The 19,920-nt window shown below is 34.3% G+C and carries 14 protein-coding genes, 2 tRNA genes and 3 rRNA genes; 7 read left to right on the plus strand and 12 right to left on the minus strand.

All coding sequences use genetic code 11. The features are described from left to right. Window positions 1–51 precede the first annotated feature (51 nt). Window positions 52–510 (plus strand): hypothetical protein, encoded by a 459-nt coding sequence (locus tag ACWPW7_RS02680; RefSeq protein ID WP_454052255.1) that lies wholly within the window; start codon window positions 52–54, stop codon window positions 508–510. A gap of 49 nt (window positions 511–559) precedes the next feature. Here ACWPW7_RS02680 and ACWPW7_RS02685 read toward each other — a convergent pair. The 12 genes from ACWPW7_RS02685 to dnaA all read right to left on the minus strand — a co-directional run bounded on the left by ACWPW7_RS02685 (window position 560) and on the right by dnaA (window position 15,436). After that, a tRNA-Ala gene (locus tag ACWPW7_RS02685) sits at window positions 560–635 on the minus strand. A 5-nt stretch (window positions 636–640) separates the two neighbouring features. Beyond that, window positions 641–717, minus strand: a tRNA-Ile gene (locus ACWPW7_RS02690). A gap of 32 nt (window positions 718–749) precedes the next feature. Then, window positions 750–867, minus strand: a 5S ribosomal RNA gene (gene rrf / locus ACWPW7_RS02695). A gap of 212 nt (window positions 868–1,079) precedes the next feature. Continuing rightward, a 23S ribosomal RNA gene (locus ACWPW7_RS02700) occupies window positions 1,080–3,986 on the minus strand. A 399-nt stretch (window positions 3,987–4,385) separates the two neighbouring features. After that, window positions 4,386–5,897 (minus strand): 16S ribosomal RNA (locus ACWPW7_RS02705). Together the 16S, 23S and 5S rRNA genes with 2 tRNA genes alongside form the textbook arrangement of a ribosomal RNA operon. 646 nt (window positions 5,898–6,543) lie before the next feature. Further along, window positions 6,544–9,060 carry a DNA gyrase subunit A gene (gene gyrA / locus ACWPW7_RS02710; RefSeq protein ID WP_454052256.1) on the minus strand — a complete coding sequence of 839 codons (2,517 nt, stop codon included), beginning with the start codon at window positions 9,058–9,060 and terminating at the stop codon, window positions 6,544–6,546. Between the two features lie 31 nt (window positions 9,061–9,091). Then, on the minus strand, window positions 9,092–10,999 hold the full coding sequence (gyrB, locus tag ACWPW7_RS02715; protein WP_454052257.1) for a DNA topoisomerase (ATP-hydrolyzing) subunit B: 1,908 nt from the start codon (window positions 10,997–10,999) through the stop codon (window positions 9,092–9,094). 18 nt (window positions 11,000–11,017) lie between these two features. Next, window positions 11,018–11,281 (minus strand): extracellular matrix regulator RemB, encoded by a 264-nt coding sequence (gene remB / locus ACWPW7_RS02720; RefSeq protein ID WP_039634431.1) that lies wholly within the window; start codon window positions 11,279–11,281, stop codon window positions 11,018–11,020. Between the two features lie 19 nt (window positions 11,282–11,300). After that, window positions 11,301–12,392, minus strand: coding sequence for a DNA replication/repair protein RecF (gene recF, locus ACWPW7_RS02725; RefSeq protein ID WP_291560331.1), 1,092 nt, complete (start codon window positions 12,390–12,392; stop codon window positions 11,301–11,303). 111 nt (window positions 12,393–12,503) lie between these two features. Continuing rightward, window positions 12,504–12,710, minus strand: coding sequence for a S4 domain-containing protein YaaA (gene yaaA, locus ACWPW7_RS02730; RefSeq protein WP_454052258.1), 207 nt, complete (start codon window positions 12,708–12,710; stop codon window positions 12,504–12,506). 17 nt (window positions 12,711–12,727) lie between these two features. Beyond that, a complete protein-coding gene (gene dnaN / locus ACWPW7_RS02735; protein WP_454052259.1) occupies window positions 12,728–13,828 on the minus strand; it encodes a DNA polymerase III subunit beta in 1,101 nt (366 codons plus the stop codon). 258 nt (window positions 13,829–14,086) lie between these two features. Then, window positions 14,087–15,436: a chromosomal replication initiator protein DnaA gene (gene dnaA, locus ACWPW7_RS02740; protein WP_454052260.1), complete on the minus strand. Its 1,350-nt coding sequence runs from the start codon at window positions 15,434–15,436 to the stop codon at window positions 14,087–14,089. Between the two features lie 597 nt (window positions 15,437–16,033). Between dnaA and rpmH the strand changes: the two genes are divergently transcribed. From rpmH to mnmE, 6 genes are all read left to right on the plus strand, one after another. Beyond that, window positions 16,034–16,168 carry a 50S ribosomal protein L34 gene (rpmH, locus tag ACWPW7_RS02745; RefSeq protein WP_039634440.1) on the plus strand — a complete coding sequence of 45 codons (135 nt, stop codon included), beginning with the start codon at window positions 16,034–16,036 and terminating at the stop codon, window positions 16,166–16,168. Window positions 16,169–16,222: 54 nt separating this feature from the next. Continuing rightward, the gene (gene rnpA / locus ACWPW7_RS02750) at window positions 16,223–16,588 is read left to right on the plus strand and encodes a ribonuclease P protein component (RefSeq protein WP_291560322.1); all 366 of its coding nucleotides are present in this window, start codon (window positions 16,223–16,225) and stop codon (window positions 16,586–16,588) included. After that, on the plus strand, window positions 16,557–16,769 hold the full coding sequence (gene yidD / locus ACWPW7_RS02755) for a membrane protein insertion efficiency factor YidD (RefSeq protein ID WP_396153103.1): 213 nt from the start codon (window positions 16,557–16,559) through the stop codon (window positions 16,767–16,769). The genes rnpA and yidD overlap by 32 nt, the downstream gene beginning before the upstream one ends. Window positions 16,770–16,800: 31 nt before the next feature. After that, entirely contained in the window at window positions 16,801–17,451 is a 651-nt protein-coding gene (gene yidC, locus ACWPW7_RS02760) for a membrane protein insertase YidC (protein WP_454052261.1), read from the plus strand. 67 nt (window positions 17,452–17,518) lie between these two features. Continuing rightward, window positions 17,519–18,145 (plus strand): RNA-binding cell elongation regulator Jag/EloR, encoded by a 627-nt coding sequence (gene jag / locus ACWPW7_RS02765; protein WP_454052262.1) that lies wholly within the window; start codon window positions 17,519–17,521, stop codon window positions 18,143–18,145. Window positions 18,146–18,543: 398 nt separating this feature from the next. Next, window positions 18,544–19,920, plus strand: a complete 1,377-nt coding sequence (mnmE, locus tag ACWPW7_RS02770) for a tRNA uridine-5-carboxymethylaminomethyl(34) synthesis GTPase MnmE (RefSeq protein WP_454052263.1) — start codon at window positions 18,544–18,546, stop codon at window positions 19,918–19,920.

The following is a 19,920-nucleotide window of genomic DNA, read 5'->3' on the forward strand; positions in this document are numbered from 1 at the left end:
AAAAGTAACTCATATTATAGCATTGAAAGCATTAATTAAAAAGGGGAAAATATGTCAATTTTTATATCAATGCCTTATGATCAAGTATCTCAAGGCGTTTTAAAGATTTTATCCCAATTTAGTACTGATCTACGATCAGCTAATGAAATGATAAATACACTATTAACTAATGATAAACTTAATGTTGATAATAACTTTTTAAACTTCGTATCAAATTTCGAGCAAGGTAAATATTATCAATTTAGAAGTGAAGGATACATGGAGGCTTTAGTTCACACAAAGGCTTACAATGAAATGAACTTATGTTATTGGATTAATAATCTACAAACTCCTGCTAATAATTACTTTACAGAAGCTTTTAGTTCATTACATAGAGTTAGTCGTTCATTCTTATCTGATGATGACTTTAGGGATTTAATAATTGAAACAGGTGCACTAAAGCAAATACAGATGAAATTAATAGAAACAATAAGAATGTATAATTTAAATTGTAGCCAATCTAGATTTTAAAATTAATTTATTCTAAAAATAAAAAAAGCAATCCTTCTGGATTGCTTTTTGGTGGAGATAAAGAGATTCGAACTCTTGACCCCCTGCGTGCAAGGCAGGTGCTCTCCCAACTGAGCTATACCCCCAAATATGGTGGACCTTCAGGGACTCGAACCCCGGACCTACCGGTTATGAGCCGGTTGCTCTAACCAACTGAGCTAAAGATCCATAGTGTTAACTAAATTTTCTTAGTTAACACTACCTGGCAACAACCTACCCTCCCACACAGTCTCCCGTGCAGTACTCTCGGCGTCCTAAGGCTTAACCTGCCTGTTCGGAATGGAAAGGGGTGTTACCCTTAGGACCATCATCACCAGATTTAAAATTACTATAAACTTCGCATTACTTCGTCAGCTTCAGTCACTCCGGGGTTCCTTTGCTTCCTTGTACTACTCGTTTCTATTAATTTTTTTAAAGGTCATTCATTAACCTTACTTTGTTATTATAATTTATTAAGTTATCTTTGTCAATAACTTTTTTTATAAATTTTCAAAGAGATTATTCTCTGAAAATTGCACAGTGAAATCAATTAGGTCAAGCCCTCGACTTATTAGTATGAGTCAGCTGAACATGTTGCCATGCTTACACCTCTCACCTATCAACCTGGTGTTCTTCCAGGAGTCTTACTAACTTATGTTATGGGAAATCTCATCTTAGGGGGGGCTTCACGCTTAGATGCTTTCAGCGTTTATCCCTTCCAGACATAGCTACCCAGCTGTGCCACTGGCGTGACAACTGGTGCACCAGAGGTCTGTCCATCCCGGTCCTCTCGTACTAAGGACAGCTCCCTTCAAATTTCCTACGCCCGCGACGGATAGGGACCGAACTGTCTCACGACGTTCTGAACCCAGCTCGCGTGCCGCTTTAATGGGCGAACAGCCCAACCCTTGGGACCTACTTCAGCCCCAGGATGCGACGAGCCGACATCGAGGTGCCAAACCTCCCCGTCGATGTGGACTCTTGGGGGAGATCAGCCTGTTATCCCCGAGGTAGCTTTTATCCGTTGAGCGATGGCCCTCCCACGAGGAACCACCGGATCACTAAGCCCGACTTTCGTCCCTGCTCCACTTGTCTGTGTCGCAGTCAGGCTCCCTTCTGCCTTTGCACTCTTCGAACGATTTCCGACCGTTCTGAGGGAACCTTTGGGCGCCTCCGTTACTTTTTTGGAGGCGACCGCCCCAGTCAAACTGCCCACCTAACAATGTCCCGTGACCTGATTCAAGGCCTCCGGTTAGAATTCCAGTACTATCAGGGTGGTATCCCAAGGATGACTCCACAAAGGCTGACGCCCTTGCTTCCAAGTCTCCCACCTATCCTGTACAGATAGTACCGAAACTCAATGCTAAATTGCAGTAAAGCTCTACGGGGTCTTTCCGTCCAATCGCGGGTAGCAAGCATCTTCACTTGCACTACAATTTCGCCGGATTTGCTGTTGAGACAGTGCCCAAATCATTACGCCATTCGTGCGGGTCGGAACTTACCCGACAAGGAATTTCGCTACCTTAGGACCGTTATAGTTACGGCCGCCGTTTACTGGGGCTTAAGTTCATGCCTTCGTTTGCACTAAGCAATCCCCTTAACCTTCCAGCACCGGGCAGGCGTCAGCCCCTATACATCAGCTTTCGCTTTAGCAGAGACCTGTGTTTTTGCTAAACAGTTGCTTGGGCCTATTCTCTGCGGCCTACTTGCGTAGGCACCCCTTCTCCCGAAGTTACGGGGTCAATTTGCCGAGTTCCTTAACAGCAATTCTTCCGATGGTCTTAGGATTCTCTCCTCACCTACCTGTGTCGGTTTGCGGTACGGGCACTAACTTCCTCCATAGAGGCTTTTCTTGGCAGCGTGGAATCAGATACTTCACCCTTAAAGGGTTTCCCCATCACGCCTCAGCTAATGTAGGTGGATTTGCCTATCCTACATACCTAAACGCTTAGACTAGCATCCAATAGCTAGCACATCTTATCCTCCTGCGTCACCCCATTTGTAATAACGTCTGCTAGTGGTACAGGAATATCAACCTGTTGTCCATCACCTACGCCTTTCGGCCTCGGCTTAGGTCCCGACTAACCCTGAGCGGACGAGCCTTCCTCAGGAAACCTTAGGTTTTCGACCGACAGGATTCTCACCTGTCTCTCGCTACTTATGCCAACATTCTCACTTCTGCATCGTCCACCGCTCCTTTCGGTACGACTTCAGCCAATGCAGAAAGCTCCTCTACCGCGTACACATAGTGTACACCCATAGCTTCGGTGGTAAGTTTTAGCCCCGGACATCTTCGGCGCAGGATCTCTTGACTAGTGAGCTATTACGCACTCTTTGAATGAGTGGCTGCTTCTAAGCCAACATCCTAGTTGTCTTAGAAATCCCACATCCTTTACCACTTAACTTACACTTTGGGACCTTAGCTGATGGTCTGGGCTGTTTCCCTTTTGACTACGGATCTTATCATTCGCAGTCTGACTGCCGAAATACAAGTATATGGCATTCGGAGTTTGATAAGGTTCGGTAAGCGATATGCCCCCTAGCCTATTCAGTGCTCTACCTCCATTACTTAATTAATCGACGCTAGCCCTAAAGCTATTTCGAGGAGAACCAGCTATCTCCGAGTTCGATTGGAATTTCTCCGCTATCCACAGCTCATCCCATGGTTTTTCAACACCAACGTGGTTCGGTCCTCCACGAGATTTTACTCTCGCTTCAACCTGGCCATGGATAGGTCACCCGGTTTCGGGTCTACGACATGCAACTTTGCGCCCTATTCAGACTCGGTTTCCCTTCGGCTCCGTACCTTAAGTACTTAACCTCGCTACATATCGTAACTCGTTGGCTCGTTCTACAAAAAGCACATCGTCACACATATAAAGTGCTTCGATCGGTTGTAGGCACAGGGTTTCAGGTTCTATTTCACTCCCCTCCCGGGGTTCTTTTCACCTTTCCCTCACGGTACTTCTTCACTATCGGTCACTAGGTAGTATTTAGCCTTGGGAGGTGGTCCTCCCTGCTTCCCACAAGGTTTCACGTGTCTCGTGGTACTCTGGATCAGAACTTAAGGTCTTCTCGTTTCACTTACAGGTCTATTACCTTCTACGGAGTAGCTTTCCAGCTATCTTCAGTTACAATAGCCACCTCTTTTATGTTCTGTCCTCAACCCCCAAGCCAAAGGCTTAGGTTTGGGCTCTTTCCCTTTCGCTCGCCGCTACTTAGGAAATCGATTTTTCTTTCTCTTCCTCCGGGTACTTAGATGTTTCAGTTCCCCGGGTTTACCTCTATATACCTATGTATTCAGCATATAGTACATGGCGTAGCCATGTGGGTTCCCCCATTCGGAAATCTTTGGATCACAGACTATTTGCGTCTACCCAAAGCTTATCGCAGCTTATCGCGTCCTTCTTCGGCTCCTAGTGCCAAGGCATTCACCCTGCGCCCTTTGTAGCTTGACCTATCTAAAAATCAATATAAACTTCGTATTACTTCGTCAACTTCAGTCACTGCGGTGCTCATTTACATCAGTAAACTCTGCTCCTCGTTCCTTCGTTTCCTTGTACTACTCGTTTCTATTTGATTTTATAAAGTTTCATTAACTTTATAAAAATGTCTTATACAAATTCGCATAAATAGAATTCAAAAACTTTAGTTTTTAAATTTATTTTTGTTTGTCTTGACGAAATTGTTTATTTATCTTTTAATTTAAAAGGATATTTAAACAAATATTTTCACTGTGCAATTTTCAAAGAACAATTGAGCTTTTCCTTTGTCCCGTAGGACCTTGGTCGCTCAAAATTAAACAGAGTATAGTACCAGTGTTCGTAGAAGAGTTACCAACTACGTCGACTCCCTAGAAAGGAGGTGATCCAGCCGCAGGTTCTCCTACGGCTACCTTGTTACGACTTCACCCCAATCACTAATCCCACCTTCGGCCGCTGGCTCCTTACGGTTACCTCACGGACTTCGGGTGTTACCAGCTCTCATGGTGTGACGGGCGGTGTGTACAAGGCCCGGGAACGTATTCACCGCGACATGCTGATTCGCGATTACTAGCAACTCCGGCTTCATGTAGGCGAGTTTCAGCCTACAATCCGAACTGGGATTGGTTTTTTAAGTTTAGCTCCACCTCGCGGTCTTGCATCTTGTTGTACCAACCATTGTAGCACGTGTGTAGCCCTAGACATAAGGGGCATGATGATTTGACGTCATCCCCACCTTCCTCCCGGTTAACCCGGGCAGTCTCACTAGAGTGCTCAACTTAATGGTAGCAACTAATGATAAGGGTTGCGCTCGTTGCGGGACTTAACCCAACATCTCACGACACGAGCTGACGACAACCATGCACCACCTGTCTCCCTGCCCCGAAGGGCTTCCCTCATTACAGGTAATTCAGGGGATGTCAAGTCTAGGTAAGGTTCTTCGCGTTGCTTCGAATTAAACCACATGCTCCGCTGCTTGTGCGGGCCCCCGTCAATTCCTTTGAGTTTTAATCTTGCGATCGTACTCCCCAGGCGGAATACTTATTGTGTTAACTGCGGCACAGAAGGGGTCGATACCTCCTACACCTAGTATTCATCGTTTACGGCGTGGACTACCAGGGTATCTAATCCTGTTTGCTCCCCACGCTTTCATGCCTCAGCGTCAGTTACAGTCCAGAAAGCCGCCTTCGCCACTGGTGTTCTTCCTAATCTCTACGCATTTCACCGCTACACTAGGAATTCCGCTTTCCTCTCCTGCACTCTAGACACCCAGTTTCAAATGCAGCACCCAAGTTGAGCTCGGGTATTTCACATCTGACTTAAATGTCCGCCTACGCATCCTTTACGCCCAGTAAATCCGGACAACGCTTGCCACCTACGTATTACCGCGGCTGCTGGCACGTAGTTAGCCGTGGCTTCCTCATATGGTACCGTCATTATCTTCCCATATGACAGAACTTTACAACCCTAAGGCCTTCTTCATTCACGCGGCGTTGCTGCGTCAGGGTTTCCCCCATTGCGCAATATTCCCCACTGCTGCCTCCCGTAGGAGTCTGGACCGTGTCTCAGTTCCAATGTGGCCGATCACCCTCTCAGGTCGGCTACGCATCGTCGCCTTGGTGAGCTGTTACCTCACCAACTAGCTAATGCGCCGCGGGTCCATCTCATAGCGGATTGCTCCTTTGGTATAAAAGTCATGCGACCTTCATACGTTATGCGGTATTAATCTCCCTTTCGGGAGGCTATTCCCCTCTATGAGGCAGGTTACCCACGTGTTACTCACCCGTCCGCCGCTAATCCACTCCCGAAGGAGCTTCATCGCTCGACTTGCATGTGTTAGGCACGCCGCCAGCGTTCGTCCTGAGCCAGGATCAAACTCTCAATTTAAAAGTTTGTATCTTGATTGCTCAAGTAAAGTTTGCTGACTATTAATAGTCATTTTAAGTTTCTTTCGAAACTCAATGAATTAACTGGTTTTACCTATTTCTCTGTTTAATTTTCAAAGACCAAATTATTTAGTAATTTTTACCGTCATCACCTGACGACTCTTACTATTCTATCAGGTTTGTTTTTCCTTGTCAACAGTTTTTTAAAAGTTTTTTTAAATTTGTTTAACTGTTTTTAATAAAAACTAAACCCCATCACTAAGATTTGTTTTTGCAGCTCTTAGGGACAAGGATTATTATATCTAAATTAAAATGATCCGTTAAAGTTAAAATACATTGTTTAATCAAACCATATTAACTATTCTTCTTTATTCTTCTTATTTTGCTGTATTTCTTTTATTGATACACCAGGAAAAGTATACTTAAATAATTAAGGATTTAAGGCTAATAATATGATTTTATCAATATTTTTTATTACATATAAAAGTTGTCAATCCGTTGATTTTAAGGTATAGCATAAATTATTTTATAAAAGATTCATGAATTAGCTACTTATAAATCTGAAAATAATTATTTAAATATTCTTAGGATATTTATTAATATGCTTTAATAAAAAAAGACTAAGGCATAAAACCTCAGTCTTTTAATTATTCTTCATTCTCTGTTTGCTCTAAACTCTGATTCATTTCTTCTACTTCATTTACATTTTCTTCTGATTCTTCACCAGAAATATCTTCATCACTTGAATCAGTATAATTTATTTTTGCCATAGCAACAATATTTACATCTTCACCTGTCTTCATAAGAGTTACACCCATAGTATTTCTGCTTGTAGTAGATATATCTGCAACGTTTAATCTTATTATTATACCGTCACTATTAATTAACATTAATTCATCTCCGTCTTTAACTATTCTTGCACCTACTACATAACCTGTTTTTTCAGTTACCCTATAAGTTTTTATACCTTTTCCACCTCTACGTTGCAATGTGTACTCTGATATATCTGTTCTCTTACCAAAACCTTTTTCACTTATAACTAAAAGCTCTTCATTTTCTTTAACAACTACCATTGAAACTGCAATATCTTCTTCTCTTAAAGTTATTGCTTTAACCCCTGTAGTTGTTCTTCCCATTTCTCTAGCATCTTTTTCATTAAATCTTATAGAATAACCCTGTTTAGTAACAAATATTATTTCACTATCTCCAGTTGTGATAGTGGCACCTATAAGTTCATCTTCTTCTCTTAAGTTTATAGCAATTAATCCATTTCTTCTTATAGATGCATACTTATCAAGAGAGGTTTTCTTTACTACCCCTTCTTTAGTTCCCATCACAAGATAATTGTCTGCTTCAAAAGTTTTTAATGATATAACTGCTTGAATCGTTTCATTATTTTCTAATGGAAGTATATTTATAAGGTTAGTACCTTTTGCAGTTCTACTACCCTCTGGTATTTCATAAGCCTTTAATTTATAAGCCTTACCTTTATTAGTGAAGAATATCAGGTTATTATGAGTTGGAGTTATAAAGATATGTTCTACAAAATCATCCTCTTTTGTAGTAACCCCTTGAATTCCTCTTCCACCTCTTTTTTGAGCATTATAAGTATCTATAGGAAGTCTCTTAATATATCCTGCATGAGTTAATGTTATTACAACATCTTCTTCTGCTATTAGATCTTCTTCATCTATGCTATATGGATTTTTTTCAATAGCTGTTCTTCTTTCATCTCCATACTTATTCCTAACTTCCATAAGTTCTTCTTTTATTATCCCTAAAAGAATCTCTTCATTTTCAAGTATAGATTTTAAGTACTGTATTATTTTCATAAGCTCATTATATTCTTCTTCAATCTTTTCACGTTCTAATCCTGTAAGCCTTTGAAGTTTCATATCTAATATAGCTTGAGATTGTTTCTCAGAAAGACCAAATTTGGCCATAAGACCTTCTTTAGCTTCTTGACCAGTTTTAGATGATCTAATTAAAGAAATTACTTCATCTATGTGATCTAATGCAATTTTTAAGCCTTCTAAGATATGAGCTCTAGCTTGAGCTTTATCTAAATCAAATTCAGTTCTTCTTCTTACCACCATTTTTTGATGGTTTAAATAATGAACTAAAATTTGTTTTAGATTTAATGTTTGAGGCTCACCATCTACTAAAGCAATCATTATGATACCAAAAGTATCTTGCATCTTAGTATGCTTATAAAGTCTATTTAAAACAATATTGGCATTAGCATCTCTTTTTAATTCTATAACGATTCTCATACCTTCTCTATCTGATTCATCTCTAAGGTCTGAGATACCATCTATTTTTTTGTCCTTAACTAATTCTGCTATATTCTCTATTAGGTTTGCTTTATTTACTTGATAAGGAAGCTCTGAAACTATAATTCTATTACGTCCATTATGCTCCTCTATCTCTGATTTTGATCTAACTACTACTTTTCCTCTACCTGTTTCATAAGCACTTTTAATTCCAGCTCTTCCTAAAATTATACCTGCTGTAGGAAAATCAGGTCCTTTTATACTGCTCATAAGCTCAGTAATAGTAACATCTTCATTGTCTATTACCATTATAACTCCATCTATAACCTCTTTTAAATTATGAGGAGGTATATTAGTTGCCATACCAACAGCTATACCTGATGAACCATTAACTAAAAGATTAGGAAATCTTGATGGAAGTACAGATGGCTCTTGCTCTTCACCATCAAAGTTTGGAATAAAGTCAACGGTATTTTTATTAATATCTCTAAGCATTTGAAGAGTAATTTTACTCATCTTTGCCTCTGTATATCTCATTGCAGCTGCACTATCACCATCAACAGAACCAAAGTTACCATGTCCATCAACTAATGTATACCTAATAGAGAAGTCCTGTGCCATTCTAACTAAAGCATCATAAACAGAAGAATCACCATGTGGATGATATTTACCTAAAACATCTCCAACAATTCTTGCACATTTTCTATATCCTTTTTCTGGTGTTATACCAAGTTCATGCATAGAATAAAGTATTCTTCTATGTACTGGTTTTAATCCATCTCTTACATCAGGAAGAGCACGACCAACAATAACACTCATGGCATAACTAATATAGGAATTTTTCATCTCGTGTCTTATATCTATGGGTAATATATTTTCTTCCCTATTCATATGTTTCACCTCACCTTATTTTTGTAAAATACTATATATCTAAATTGCTAACCTTCTTAGCGTTTTCTTGTATAAATTCCCTACGAGGTTCTACCTTATCTCCCATAAGAATAGTGAAGATTTCATCTGCAGCCATAGCATCTTCTACTGTAACTTTTAATAATGTTCTTTTTTCAGGATTCATAGTTGTATCCCAAAGCTGTTCTGGATTCATCTCTCCAAGACCTTTATATCTTTGAATATCTGTGTTGCTGTCTTTTCCACCTACTTGATTTAGAACTTCTTCTAATTCTTTATCACTATAAGTGTAGTACTCATTTTTACCCTTTTTAACTTTATATAAAGGTGGCTGAGCTATATAAACGTGTCCTTGTTCTACTAACTCTCTCATATATCTATAAAAGAATGTAAGAAGCAATGTTCTTATATGAGCTCCATCAACGTCAGCATCTGTCATTATTATGATTTTATGATATCTTAATTTAGAAACGTCAAAATCTTTAGCTATTCCTGCTCCAAAAGCAGTAACCATATTTCTTATTTCCTGAGAATTAAGAACTCTGTCAAGACGTTGCTTTTCTATATTTATTATCTTTCCTCTTAAAGGTAAAATAGCTTGAAATCCTCTATCTCTTCCTTGTTTAGCTGAACCACCGGCAGAATCTCCCTCGACTATATATATTTCACATTCTGCTGGATCCTTTGAAGAACAATCTGCAAGCTTACCAGGTAATGAAGTACTTTCAAGTGCAGTCTTTCTTCTTGTAAGCTCTCTTGCTTTTTTTGCTGCTTCTCTTGCTCTTGCAGCATTTAACCCTTTATCTATAATACTTTTTCCTACAGCAGGATTTTCTTCTAGGAAATTGCTTATAGCCTCAGAAACTATGGCTTCAACCACACCTCTAATTTCACTATTACCTAGTTTAGTTTTTGTTTGACCTTCAAATTGAGGATCTATTACCTTAACAGATATAACTGCTGTAAGTCCTTCTCTTACATCTTCTCCACCTAAATTTTTGTCATTCTCCTTTAAGAATCCGAACCTTTTAGCATAATCATTTAAAACTCTTGTTAACGCAGCTTTAAAACCTACTAAGTGAGTTCCTCCTTCAATAGTATCTATATTGTTGGCGAAAGAGAATAAGTTCTCATTGTAGGTATCGTTATATTGAAGTGCTATTTCAACTATACATTCATCCTTATTACCTTCTACATAGATAGGCTCATTGTGTACTTTTCCTTTATTTCTATTTAAGTACTCAACAAAGGATTTAATTCCACCTTCATAGTGAAATTCATGGCTCTTATCTTCTCTTTCATCATTTAAAGTTATTCTTATACCTTTATTTAAAAATGCTAATTCTCTTAATCTTTGAGATAAAGTTTCATAATCAAAATCTACTTCATCAAAAATTTCTTCATCAGGTTTAAAATAAGTTTTTGTTCCATGTTCTTCAGTATCACCAATTTTTTCAAGTGGAGTTACAACTTTCCCTCTTGAAAAGCTTTGTCTCCAAATATGTCCATCTCTTTTAACTTCAACCTCACATATTTCTGATAGAGCGTTAACTACAGAAGCTCCAACTCCATGTAATCCTCCAGATGCTTTGTATCCGCCACCACCAAACTTACCTCCAGCATGAAGCACTGTCATTATAACTTCAACTGTTGGTATCTTTAACTTAGGATGTAGACCTACAGGCATACCTCTACCATCATCGATTACAGTAATTGAATTATCATTGTGAATCGTAACATTTATATTACTACAAGCCCCTACAGTTGCTTCATCAATACTGTTATCAACTATTTCGTATACTAGATGATGAAGTCCTCTAGCACTTGTGCTACCAATGTACATACCAGGTCTTTTTCTAACAGCTTCAAGTCCTTCTAACACTTGTATCTGATTTTCATCATAGTTTTGATTATTATTCATGTATATCCTCCTAACTAATTAAAGCTCACAATATACAATGTCTGTTCTTTTACATAAGGTGGCTGAAGAAATAGGAGATAAATAAACCTTACTTTTCTTATTAACTTCAGCTATAACAAAAGATTTAGGTTTTTCTTTGGTTATTCGCTCTACAAATCCGTCTTCCTCTGCCATCCTTATAAATTGAATTGTATCCGAACTATACATAGTGGCTTCCATATCGAAAATTGCTATTACGTCTTTTACAGGAACCACTACATTTTCTCCTAAATGTAGAAACATGGTTATCCTCCTTAACATGCTACAGCTTTGTTATTTTTCCACTTGAGACCTTAAATATTTTTACATTATTAGTTTTATTCAAATGTTTCTCAATATTACTTATTCCTGTACATGTAATTAAAGTTTGCACATCACTTATAGAGTTTAAAATGTATTCCTGCCTTTTAGTATCTAACTCTGATAACACGTCGTCTAATAATAAAAGCGGATACTCTCCTGTTAACTCTTTAATTATGTGAAGTGATGCAAACTTAATGGAAAGTACAGAAGTTCTTTGTTGACCTTGTGAGCCATAGGTCTTAACATCCATATCATTTATTAAAACTAAAAAATCGTCTCTATGAGGGCCTACAGAGGTGGTTTTTCTTTCAAAATCTTTTTTTCTATTTTTGGTCAATGAATCATAAAGTTCACTCTTTATATCATTACCTTTTAATTGCATTAAATATTTAAACTCTATTATTTCTTTATCTAAAGTTATTTCTTTATGTATAATTTTACCTTTTATATTTAATTTTTCAATATACTGTAATCTTTTTTTTACTATGTATTCTCCATACTCACTAAGCTTATAATCGTATATATCTAATATGTCCGTATTACTGCTAAATTTTTTAAGAACTGAATTTCGCTCATTAAGAATCTTTTTATAAGCTAATAAGTTATAATAATATTTTCCATCAAGCTTACAAAGCTCTATGTCCATAAATTTTCGTCTATAAGATGGTGAATCTTTTATTATGTTTAAATCTTCTGGAGAAAACATAACTATATTTAGTATACCCATAAGTTCTGATAATTTGTTAATTTTTATAGAATTAACATTAATTCCTTTTTTACCCTCTTTAAAGATTTTTATTTCAATCTTTTTATCAAGTCTAATTTTTCCGATATCAACCTTTATGTAAGCCTCATTTTCATTCCATCTTATAAGCTCTTTATCTCTGTTTGTTCTATGAGACTTACCTATACTTGCATAATAAAGGGCTTCTAAAACGTTGGTTTTACCTTGTGCATTATCTCCTATAAATACATTCGTACCATTTGCAAAATCTAAATTTAGTTCATCATAATTTCTAAAATTTTTTAAGAGTAAACTTTTTACGTACATATAAACACCCATCTTAAATTATAACATACTATAAGCTAATAGTGTAAATTTTACTTTAAACAGCTAAAATTTAAAAATATGCACCGGATTTTTTCGGTGCATATATGTTAGCTAAACTACTTTATATTGTTCACCTTGAAACTCAATTATATATCCCTTATAAAGTTTCTTTCCTCTTTGAACCTCTACTTTCTCATTGACTTTAACTTCTCCATTTTGTATGAAGAATTTAGCCTCTGATCCTAGTGAACAGGCACCAGTAAATTTTAAAAATGAATCAAGTTTTATGAATTCAGTATTTATTTTAACTTCTACCATTTCGCACCTTACCTTAATTAATATTTAACTCTAACTGGAAGCAATAAATATGTGCAATTATCTTTATCCTTGTTTTTTATAATACATGGACTTACTGCACTAGATAATTCCATTACAACTTCCTCTTCATCCATGTTTTTAAATATATCAATAAGATATTTTGAGTTAAATGCAGTTTTTAAAGTTTCTCCTTGCAATAAAATAGAAACTTCTTCTCTTGCTTTTCCCAATTGAGAATTAGAGGTCACTATTAAGGTGTCTTCTTGAATATCTAATTTTACTAAATTTGTATTTCCATCTTTAGCCATTAGGGAAGCTCTTTCTATACAACTTAAAATTTCATCTTTCTTAACAGTAACTCTTAATTTATATTCTTGAGGAATTATTGAACTATATTTTATAAATTCCCCTTCTAAAAGTCTTGATATAACTTTAGTATTTCCAAAATTAAATAAAATATGGTTTGGGGTAAAGGTTATTTTTACCGGTTCTTCATTATCTTCTAGTATTTTTGATACCTCATTTAATGTTTTTCCTGGTATCACAGCTTCTTTATTATAATCATAGTCTATATTTTCACTTCTAAAGGCAACTCTAAAACCATCAAGAGCTACTAAGTTCAGCTTATTTTCTTTAAGCTCAAACAAAACTCCTGTTAATATTGGTCGTGTTTCATCTTGAGCTGCAGCAAAAATAGTACCTTTTATCATATTTTTAAGAGTCTTTTGAGGTATGGTAAAAATTATATCCTCATCTATAGATGGCAACAATGGATAATCAGTAGCATTCATATGTATTAAATTAACACAAGACTTTTGACAATTTATCTCTATAGTATTGTCATCTATAGAAGTAATTTCAATTTCTGCATTTGGAAGCTTTCTTATTATTTCTCCAAAAAGTCTAGAATCAATAACTATAGAACCCTCTTCTATAACTTCGACATTTATTTTTGTTTCTATACAAACATCTATATCTGAACCAATAAGTGTTAATGTATTTTTATACGCACTAATGTATATTCCTTGTAATATTTGCATTGTGGATTTTCCAGTTATAGCTTTTTGTACATTTGATATTGCTTCTTGAAGCAGATTTTTTTCAGTTATAAATTTCATTATTTAGTACCTCCTTATTAACAACTTACGTTGTGTATAGAATAGCTTAGATAATATTAAAAAGTTAGTAGTAATAGTAGTAGGGGCTGTGAGTATGTGGATAACCCCTATGAACCTATAAAACAGCTCAAAAATAAGATAAAAATAATTGTGGATAAATTCATTGAAAAAAATATATTTATCCACAATATTAACAATTTTATTATATTATATTTTTTATCCACATAGTTAATTAATTTTATTAATAACAGATGTTAATTATTTTTGATTAATCTTTTTAGTTAGCTCAGTTACTGTATTTTGTAGGTTTTCATCCTTTTTTAAGCTTTGAGATATTTTCTCATAAGCGTGGATAACAGTGGTGTGATCCCTACCACCAAACTCTTCTCCTATTTTAGGAAGAGATGTATCAGTAAGCTTTCTAGAGAGATACATAGCTATTTGTCTTGGAAAAGCAACATTTCTAGTTCTTCTAGAAGATTTAAAATCTTCTATTTTTAAATTATAATAACTTGAAACTATATCTTGAATTAGTTCTATTGTAATTTGCCTAGTATTTCTGCTAGAAATTATATCCTTTAAAGCTTCTGCTGCTAAATCTACGTTTATTTCCCTATTAGTTAATGAAGAGTAAGCTACTATTCTTATAAGTGCTCCTTCAAGCTCTCTAATATTTGACTTTATTTGAGTTGCAATATATACCATTACTTCATTAGGGATGTTCAAATTTTCTACATCAGCTTTTTTCTTTAAAATAGCAATTCTTGTTTCAAAATCTGGTGCTTGTATATCTGCAATAAGTCCCCATTCAAATCTTGAACGCAATCTGTCCTCTAGCGTAGGGATTTCCTTCGGCGGTCTATCACTGGATAATATAATTTGTTTATCTGCTTCATAAAGCGCATTAAAAGTATGGAAGAATTCTTCCTGCGTACGCTCTTTCCCAGCTATAAATTGAATATCGTCAATTAAAAGCACATCTACATTTCTATATTTATTTCTAAATTCTACGTTTTTATCATCTTTAATAGAATTTATAAGTTCATTAGTAAATTTTTCAGAGGATACATATACGACTTTAGATTTTGAATTTACATTTTGTATGTAATGGCCAATAGCGTGCATTAAGTGAGTTTTACCAAGTCCAACTCCTCCATATATAAATAATGGATTGTATGCTTTCGCAGGAGATTCCGCAACCGCTAGTGAAGCTGCATGAGCAAATCTATTGCTATTTCCGATAACGAAAGAATCAAAAGTGTACTTAGGATTTAATATAGCTGACATTTCATCATTTACTACTAATGTAGGTTTTTGCTCTTCTTGTTTTCTAGAAGCTTCTTTTTCCATTGCTTCTTCGGATATAATAAAAAAATCGATATTATATGTTCTGTTAGAAACAGATTTAACAGAATTTATAATTAAATCCTTATATCTATTTTCTAATATATCCTTTGTGAAATTATTAGGAACACCTAATCTTAAATTGCTATTTTCTAGCGATATAGGTTCAATACTCTTTATCCAAGTATTAAAGCTAACTTCCGTAAGTTCCCCTTTGAGAGTGTTTAAGGTTTTTTCCCATAATTCTTTCACTTGGGTGTTCATCTCCTATTCCTATCCTCCAGTCTAATGAATTTATTTTTATAATATATTAATAGAAAAATTAATTTTCACATATAACTCACAAAAAATGAACAACTTTATTAACAGATGAATATTATTATTTAAAGTTGTTGACAATTTTAGATAAAATTATTCACATGTTAATAACTTATTATAAAAATAAAAAATATGAAAAGTTATTAACAGTGTTAGTAAAATAACTATTCACAACAAGTAAAATTGTATAAAATAAGATAAAAAGTCAAAAATATAATAGTAAATACCACTATTTTATAAAAAAGAAACAAGTTATGCACAAAGTTATCAACAGGCTGTGTATAACTTTAAGTATTCAGAAGTTATTAACAGGTCTTATTACATGATATCAAAATCTAATATTGTATTCAAGAAGTTATCCACAAAAAGTAAATTATATAATTGAAAAATATCAACAATAAAGTAGAAGAAACTCGGATTTTTTGTGATTATAGTCATCTTGACATTAGGAGGTTGTAAATATATAATCTAATAGTAAAACCATAAAATAGTGATACTATAATTGCTATAAATTATTTAATCGAAAGAAGGGGGTGTACGCACATGTTCATGACATACCAACCTAAAAAAAGACAAAGAAAAAAAGAACATGGATTCAGAAAAAGAATGAAAACTAAGTCTGGAAGAAATGTTTTACAAAGAAGAAGACTTAAAGGAAGAAAAAGATTGACAGCATAAGGGCCGCTAATGTGGCCTTTTTCTGCAATTGCAGGAAAAAAGGAGCAGTTGATAATGAAGTTAGATAGAATACGAAAGAATCCTGAATTTAGGTTAGTATATAGAAGAGGAAAGTCTTACTCGAACTCAGTACTAGTATTATATGTTTTTAAAAACTACAAAAACAATAATATTAATAGGATAGGAATTTCGGTTAGTAAAAAAGTAGGTAAGAGTGTGATTAGAAGTAGAGTTAAGAGACTTATAAGTGAAAGTTACAGATTGAATAAAGATAATTTAAAGCAGGGTTATGATTTTGTTTTTGTCGCTAGAGCTGCTTCAAAAGATAAAAATTATAAAGATATAGAAAACGCTATAAAAGATTTGTTCAGAAAAAGTGGTTTATACAATGTTGAAAAAAATATTAATAAATCTAATTAATTTTTATAGAAAATACATATCTCCTTTAAAAAGGCCTTGTTGTATATATACGCCTACTTGTTCTCAGTATGCTATAGAGGCTATAGAAAAATATGGTGCTTTAAGAGGTGGATATATGGCGATAAAGAGAATATTACGATGCCATCCTTTTCATGAGGGTGGATATGACCCAGTTAAATAATAACTACACTATAAATTAGGAGGGTTCTATTTTGAAAGAATGGTTAGCAGGAATTTTAGGAAAATTCTTTTATTTTCTATATGATATAATTTCGGCAGGTATAACTGATAAAAATATATCTGTTGGTTTAACTATTATATTATTTACTATTGTAGTTAAATTATTTTTACTTCCACTTAGTATTAAACAAACTAAGTCCTCAGTAAAGATGACTGAGATACAACCAAAGGCTAAAGAAATACAGGACAAATACAAAAATGATCCACAAAGAGCTCAACAAGAAGTTATGAAGCTTTATAAAGAAGAAGGGGTAAACCCAATGGGAGGATGCTTACCATTACTTATTCAATTCCCTATATTAATTGCGTTATTCTATGTATTTAGTACATTAGATTATCAAGGGGCTTCATTCTTATGGGTTCCAGCTTTAAGTAAACCAGACCCATATTATATATTGCCTATATTATCAACTATAACTACATATCTATCATCTAAGGCTATGCAGCCAGCAGGAAATAGTGAAGCGGCAAAGAAAACTTCTTCAATGAATATTGGTATGGCGATTTTTTTTGGATTTATGAGTTTGAATTTTCAGGCAGCCTTAGTTTTATATTGGGTAGTAAATAACTTACTTCAGTTAGCACAAACTTTAGCATTAAAGCCTAAGAAAAATGTTGTGTAATATGTTTATAACTAGAAAATAGTTAATATATATGCCTATTAAATTTAGAAAGGCGGTGTCATAGGGAATGAAATGTATTGAGATGACGGGGAAAACCACAGATGATGCTATTAAAAATGCACTACAAGAACTAAAGTTAACAGAGGATAAAGTAACAGTAGAAATATTAGAAGAAGGAAGCAAAGGTTTTTTAAATATAATAGGAGTTAAACCTGCAAAAGTTAGAGTAACTATTAAGAGAGATCGTATTTATGAAGCTAAAAACTTTTTAAGAGAAGTTTTAGAGTCAATGAATATGAAAGCTGAAATTAGAGTAAAAGAAGAAAATGATGAGATTAAAATTAACTTAATTGGACCTAATATGGGAATTTTAATAGGTTATAGGGGAGAAACTCTAGACTCTCTTCAATATTTAGTTAGCTTAGTTATAAATAAAGACCATGATGAAGAATATAAAAGGGTTATACTAGATACTGAAAATTACAGATATAACAGACAAGAAACTTTAAAAAGACTTGCTGGAAAAATGGCTAGTAAAGTTAAATTAAGTGGAAAAACGTTAAAGCTTGAGCCTATGAACCCATATGAAAGAAGAGTAATACATTCAGCTCTTCAAAATGACCCAAATGTAAAGACTTATAGTGAGGGTGAAGAGCCTAAAAGAAGAGTAGTAATTGAGTTAAAGAAAGCCTAAGGGCTTTCTTTTTAGTTCTATAGGAAAAATAAGATTAATGGATATTCAATAAATTAGAGAAGTTTATATAATATATTTTATAATAAAATATTAAATTACAGAAAAATATTTAATTAATCTCTAAATAAAAATTAATAGAAGATTTACATATTTAAAATTTTAGAGTTTAGCATTACAACAGGATGGCTATTAATAATATCATACAATCAATTTAGAAATATTCATTGTCTAACTTTTAATTTGTAATTAGAGCATGACTTTGTCGTGCTTTTTATAATATAGTAAAATAGTATAATGTTTTTATTTTATTTGTATTTTGGGATAAAATAAGAAATAGTAGTTTGATAATATTACGTATGTATTAAGGATAGATTTAAATCAAAGGAGGTATAGAACAGATGAAAGAGTTTGATACAATAGCTGCTGTTGCCACTACTGTTGGAGAAGGCGGAGTATCTATAATTAGGGTTTCAGGTGATAAGTCTCTTAAAATAGTTAGTTCTATTTTTGAAGGGAAAAATAAGAGAGAATTAGATGATATAAAATCTTATACTATGAGATATGGTCACATTGTTGATAAGGATAAAAATCATATAGATGAAGTTATTGTAAGTTATATGAAAGGACCTAGGAGTTTTACAGCAGAAGATGTTGTAGAAATAAATTGTCATGGTGGTGTAATTGCTACTAACAGGGTTATGCAGGAAGTTTTAAAAGCTGGAGCTAGAATGGCTGAACCAGGTGAATTTTCTAAAAGGGCATTTTTAAATGGAAGGATAGATTTAAGTCAAGCAGAAGCTATAGTAGATATTATAAATGCTAAAACTGAACTTAGTATGAAATCTGCTCTTATGCAAAGTGAGGGTGGAATTTCCAAGGAAATAGAAGTATTAAGAAATGACCTCTTATCTACAATTGCCCACATAGAGGCTACTGTAGATTATCCTGAAGATGATTTAGAAGAAGTTACTGCAGATATGGCAGTTTTAAAATTGAATGAAGTATTATTAACTATAAATAATCTTTTAGACACAGCTGATGAAGGAAAAATTTTGCGAGAAGGCTTAAATACGGTAATAGTAGGAAAGCCTAATGTGGGTAAATCCTCATTATTAAATGCACTAACAAAGGAGAATAGGGCAATAGTTACGGATGTACCAGGAACTACCAGAGATGTTATAGAGGAATATATAAATATTAGTGGAGTACCTATTAAAATAATTGATACAGCTGGAATAAGAGAAACAGAAGATTTAGTGGAAAAAATAGGTGTTGAAAAATCTAAAGAAAAAATAAATGAAGCAGACCTTATAGTATTAATATTAGATAATAGTAGAGCTATAGAGGAAGAAGATAAGGAGATTATAGAATATATAAAAGATAAAAAATACATTGTACTATTAAATAAAATTGATTTAGATGGTAAAATAAATAAAGATGATTTAATAGGTTTAAATTCTGATTATATATTTAATGTTTCCATAAAAACTGGAGAAAATATTGAAAAGATAAAAGAGTGTATAAAAGAACTTTTCTTTAAAGGTGAAATAGCTACTAATGATATAATAATAACTAATACTAGACATAAGGAAGCACTATTTAGAGCTAAAGAAAATATTGAGAGTGCTGTTGATGCACTTAAAAATACATTTGCAATTGATCTGGCGTCTATAGATATTAGAAATGCGTGGACAATTTTAGGTCAAATAACAGGAAATACTTTAGAGGAAAACATAATTGATAAGATATTTTCAGAATTTTGTTTAGGAAAGTAG

Source organism: Clostridium sp. Marseille-Q7071 (assembly GCF_965112025.1).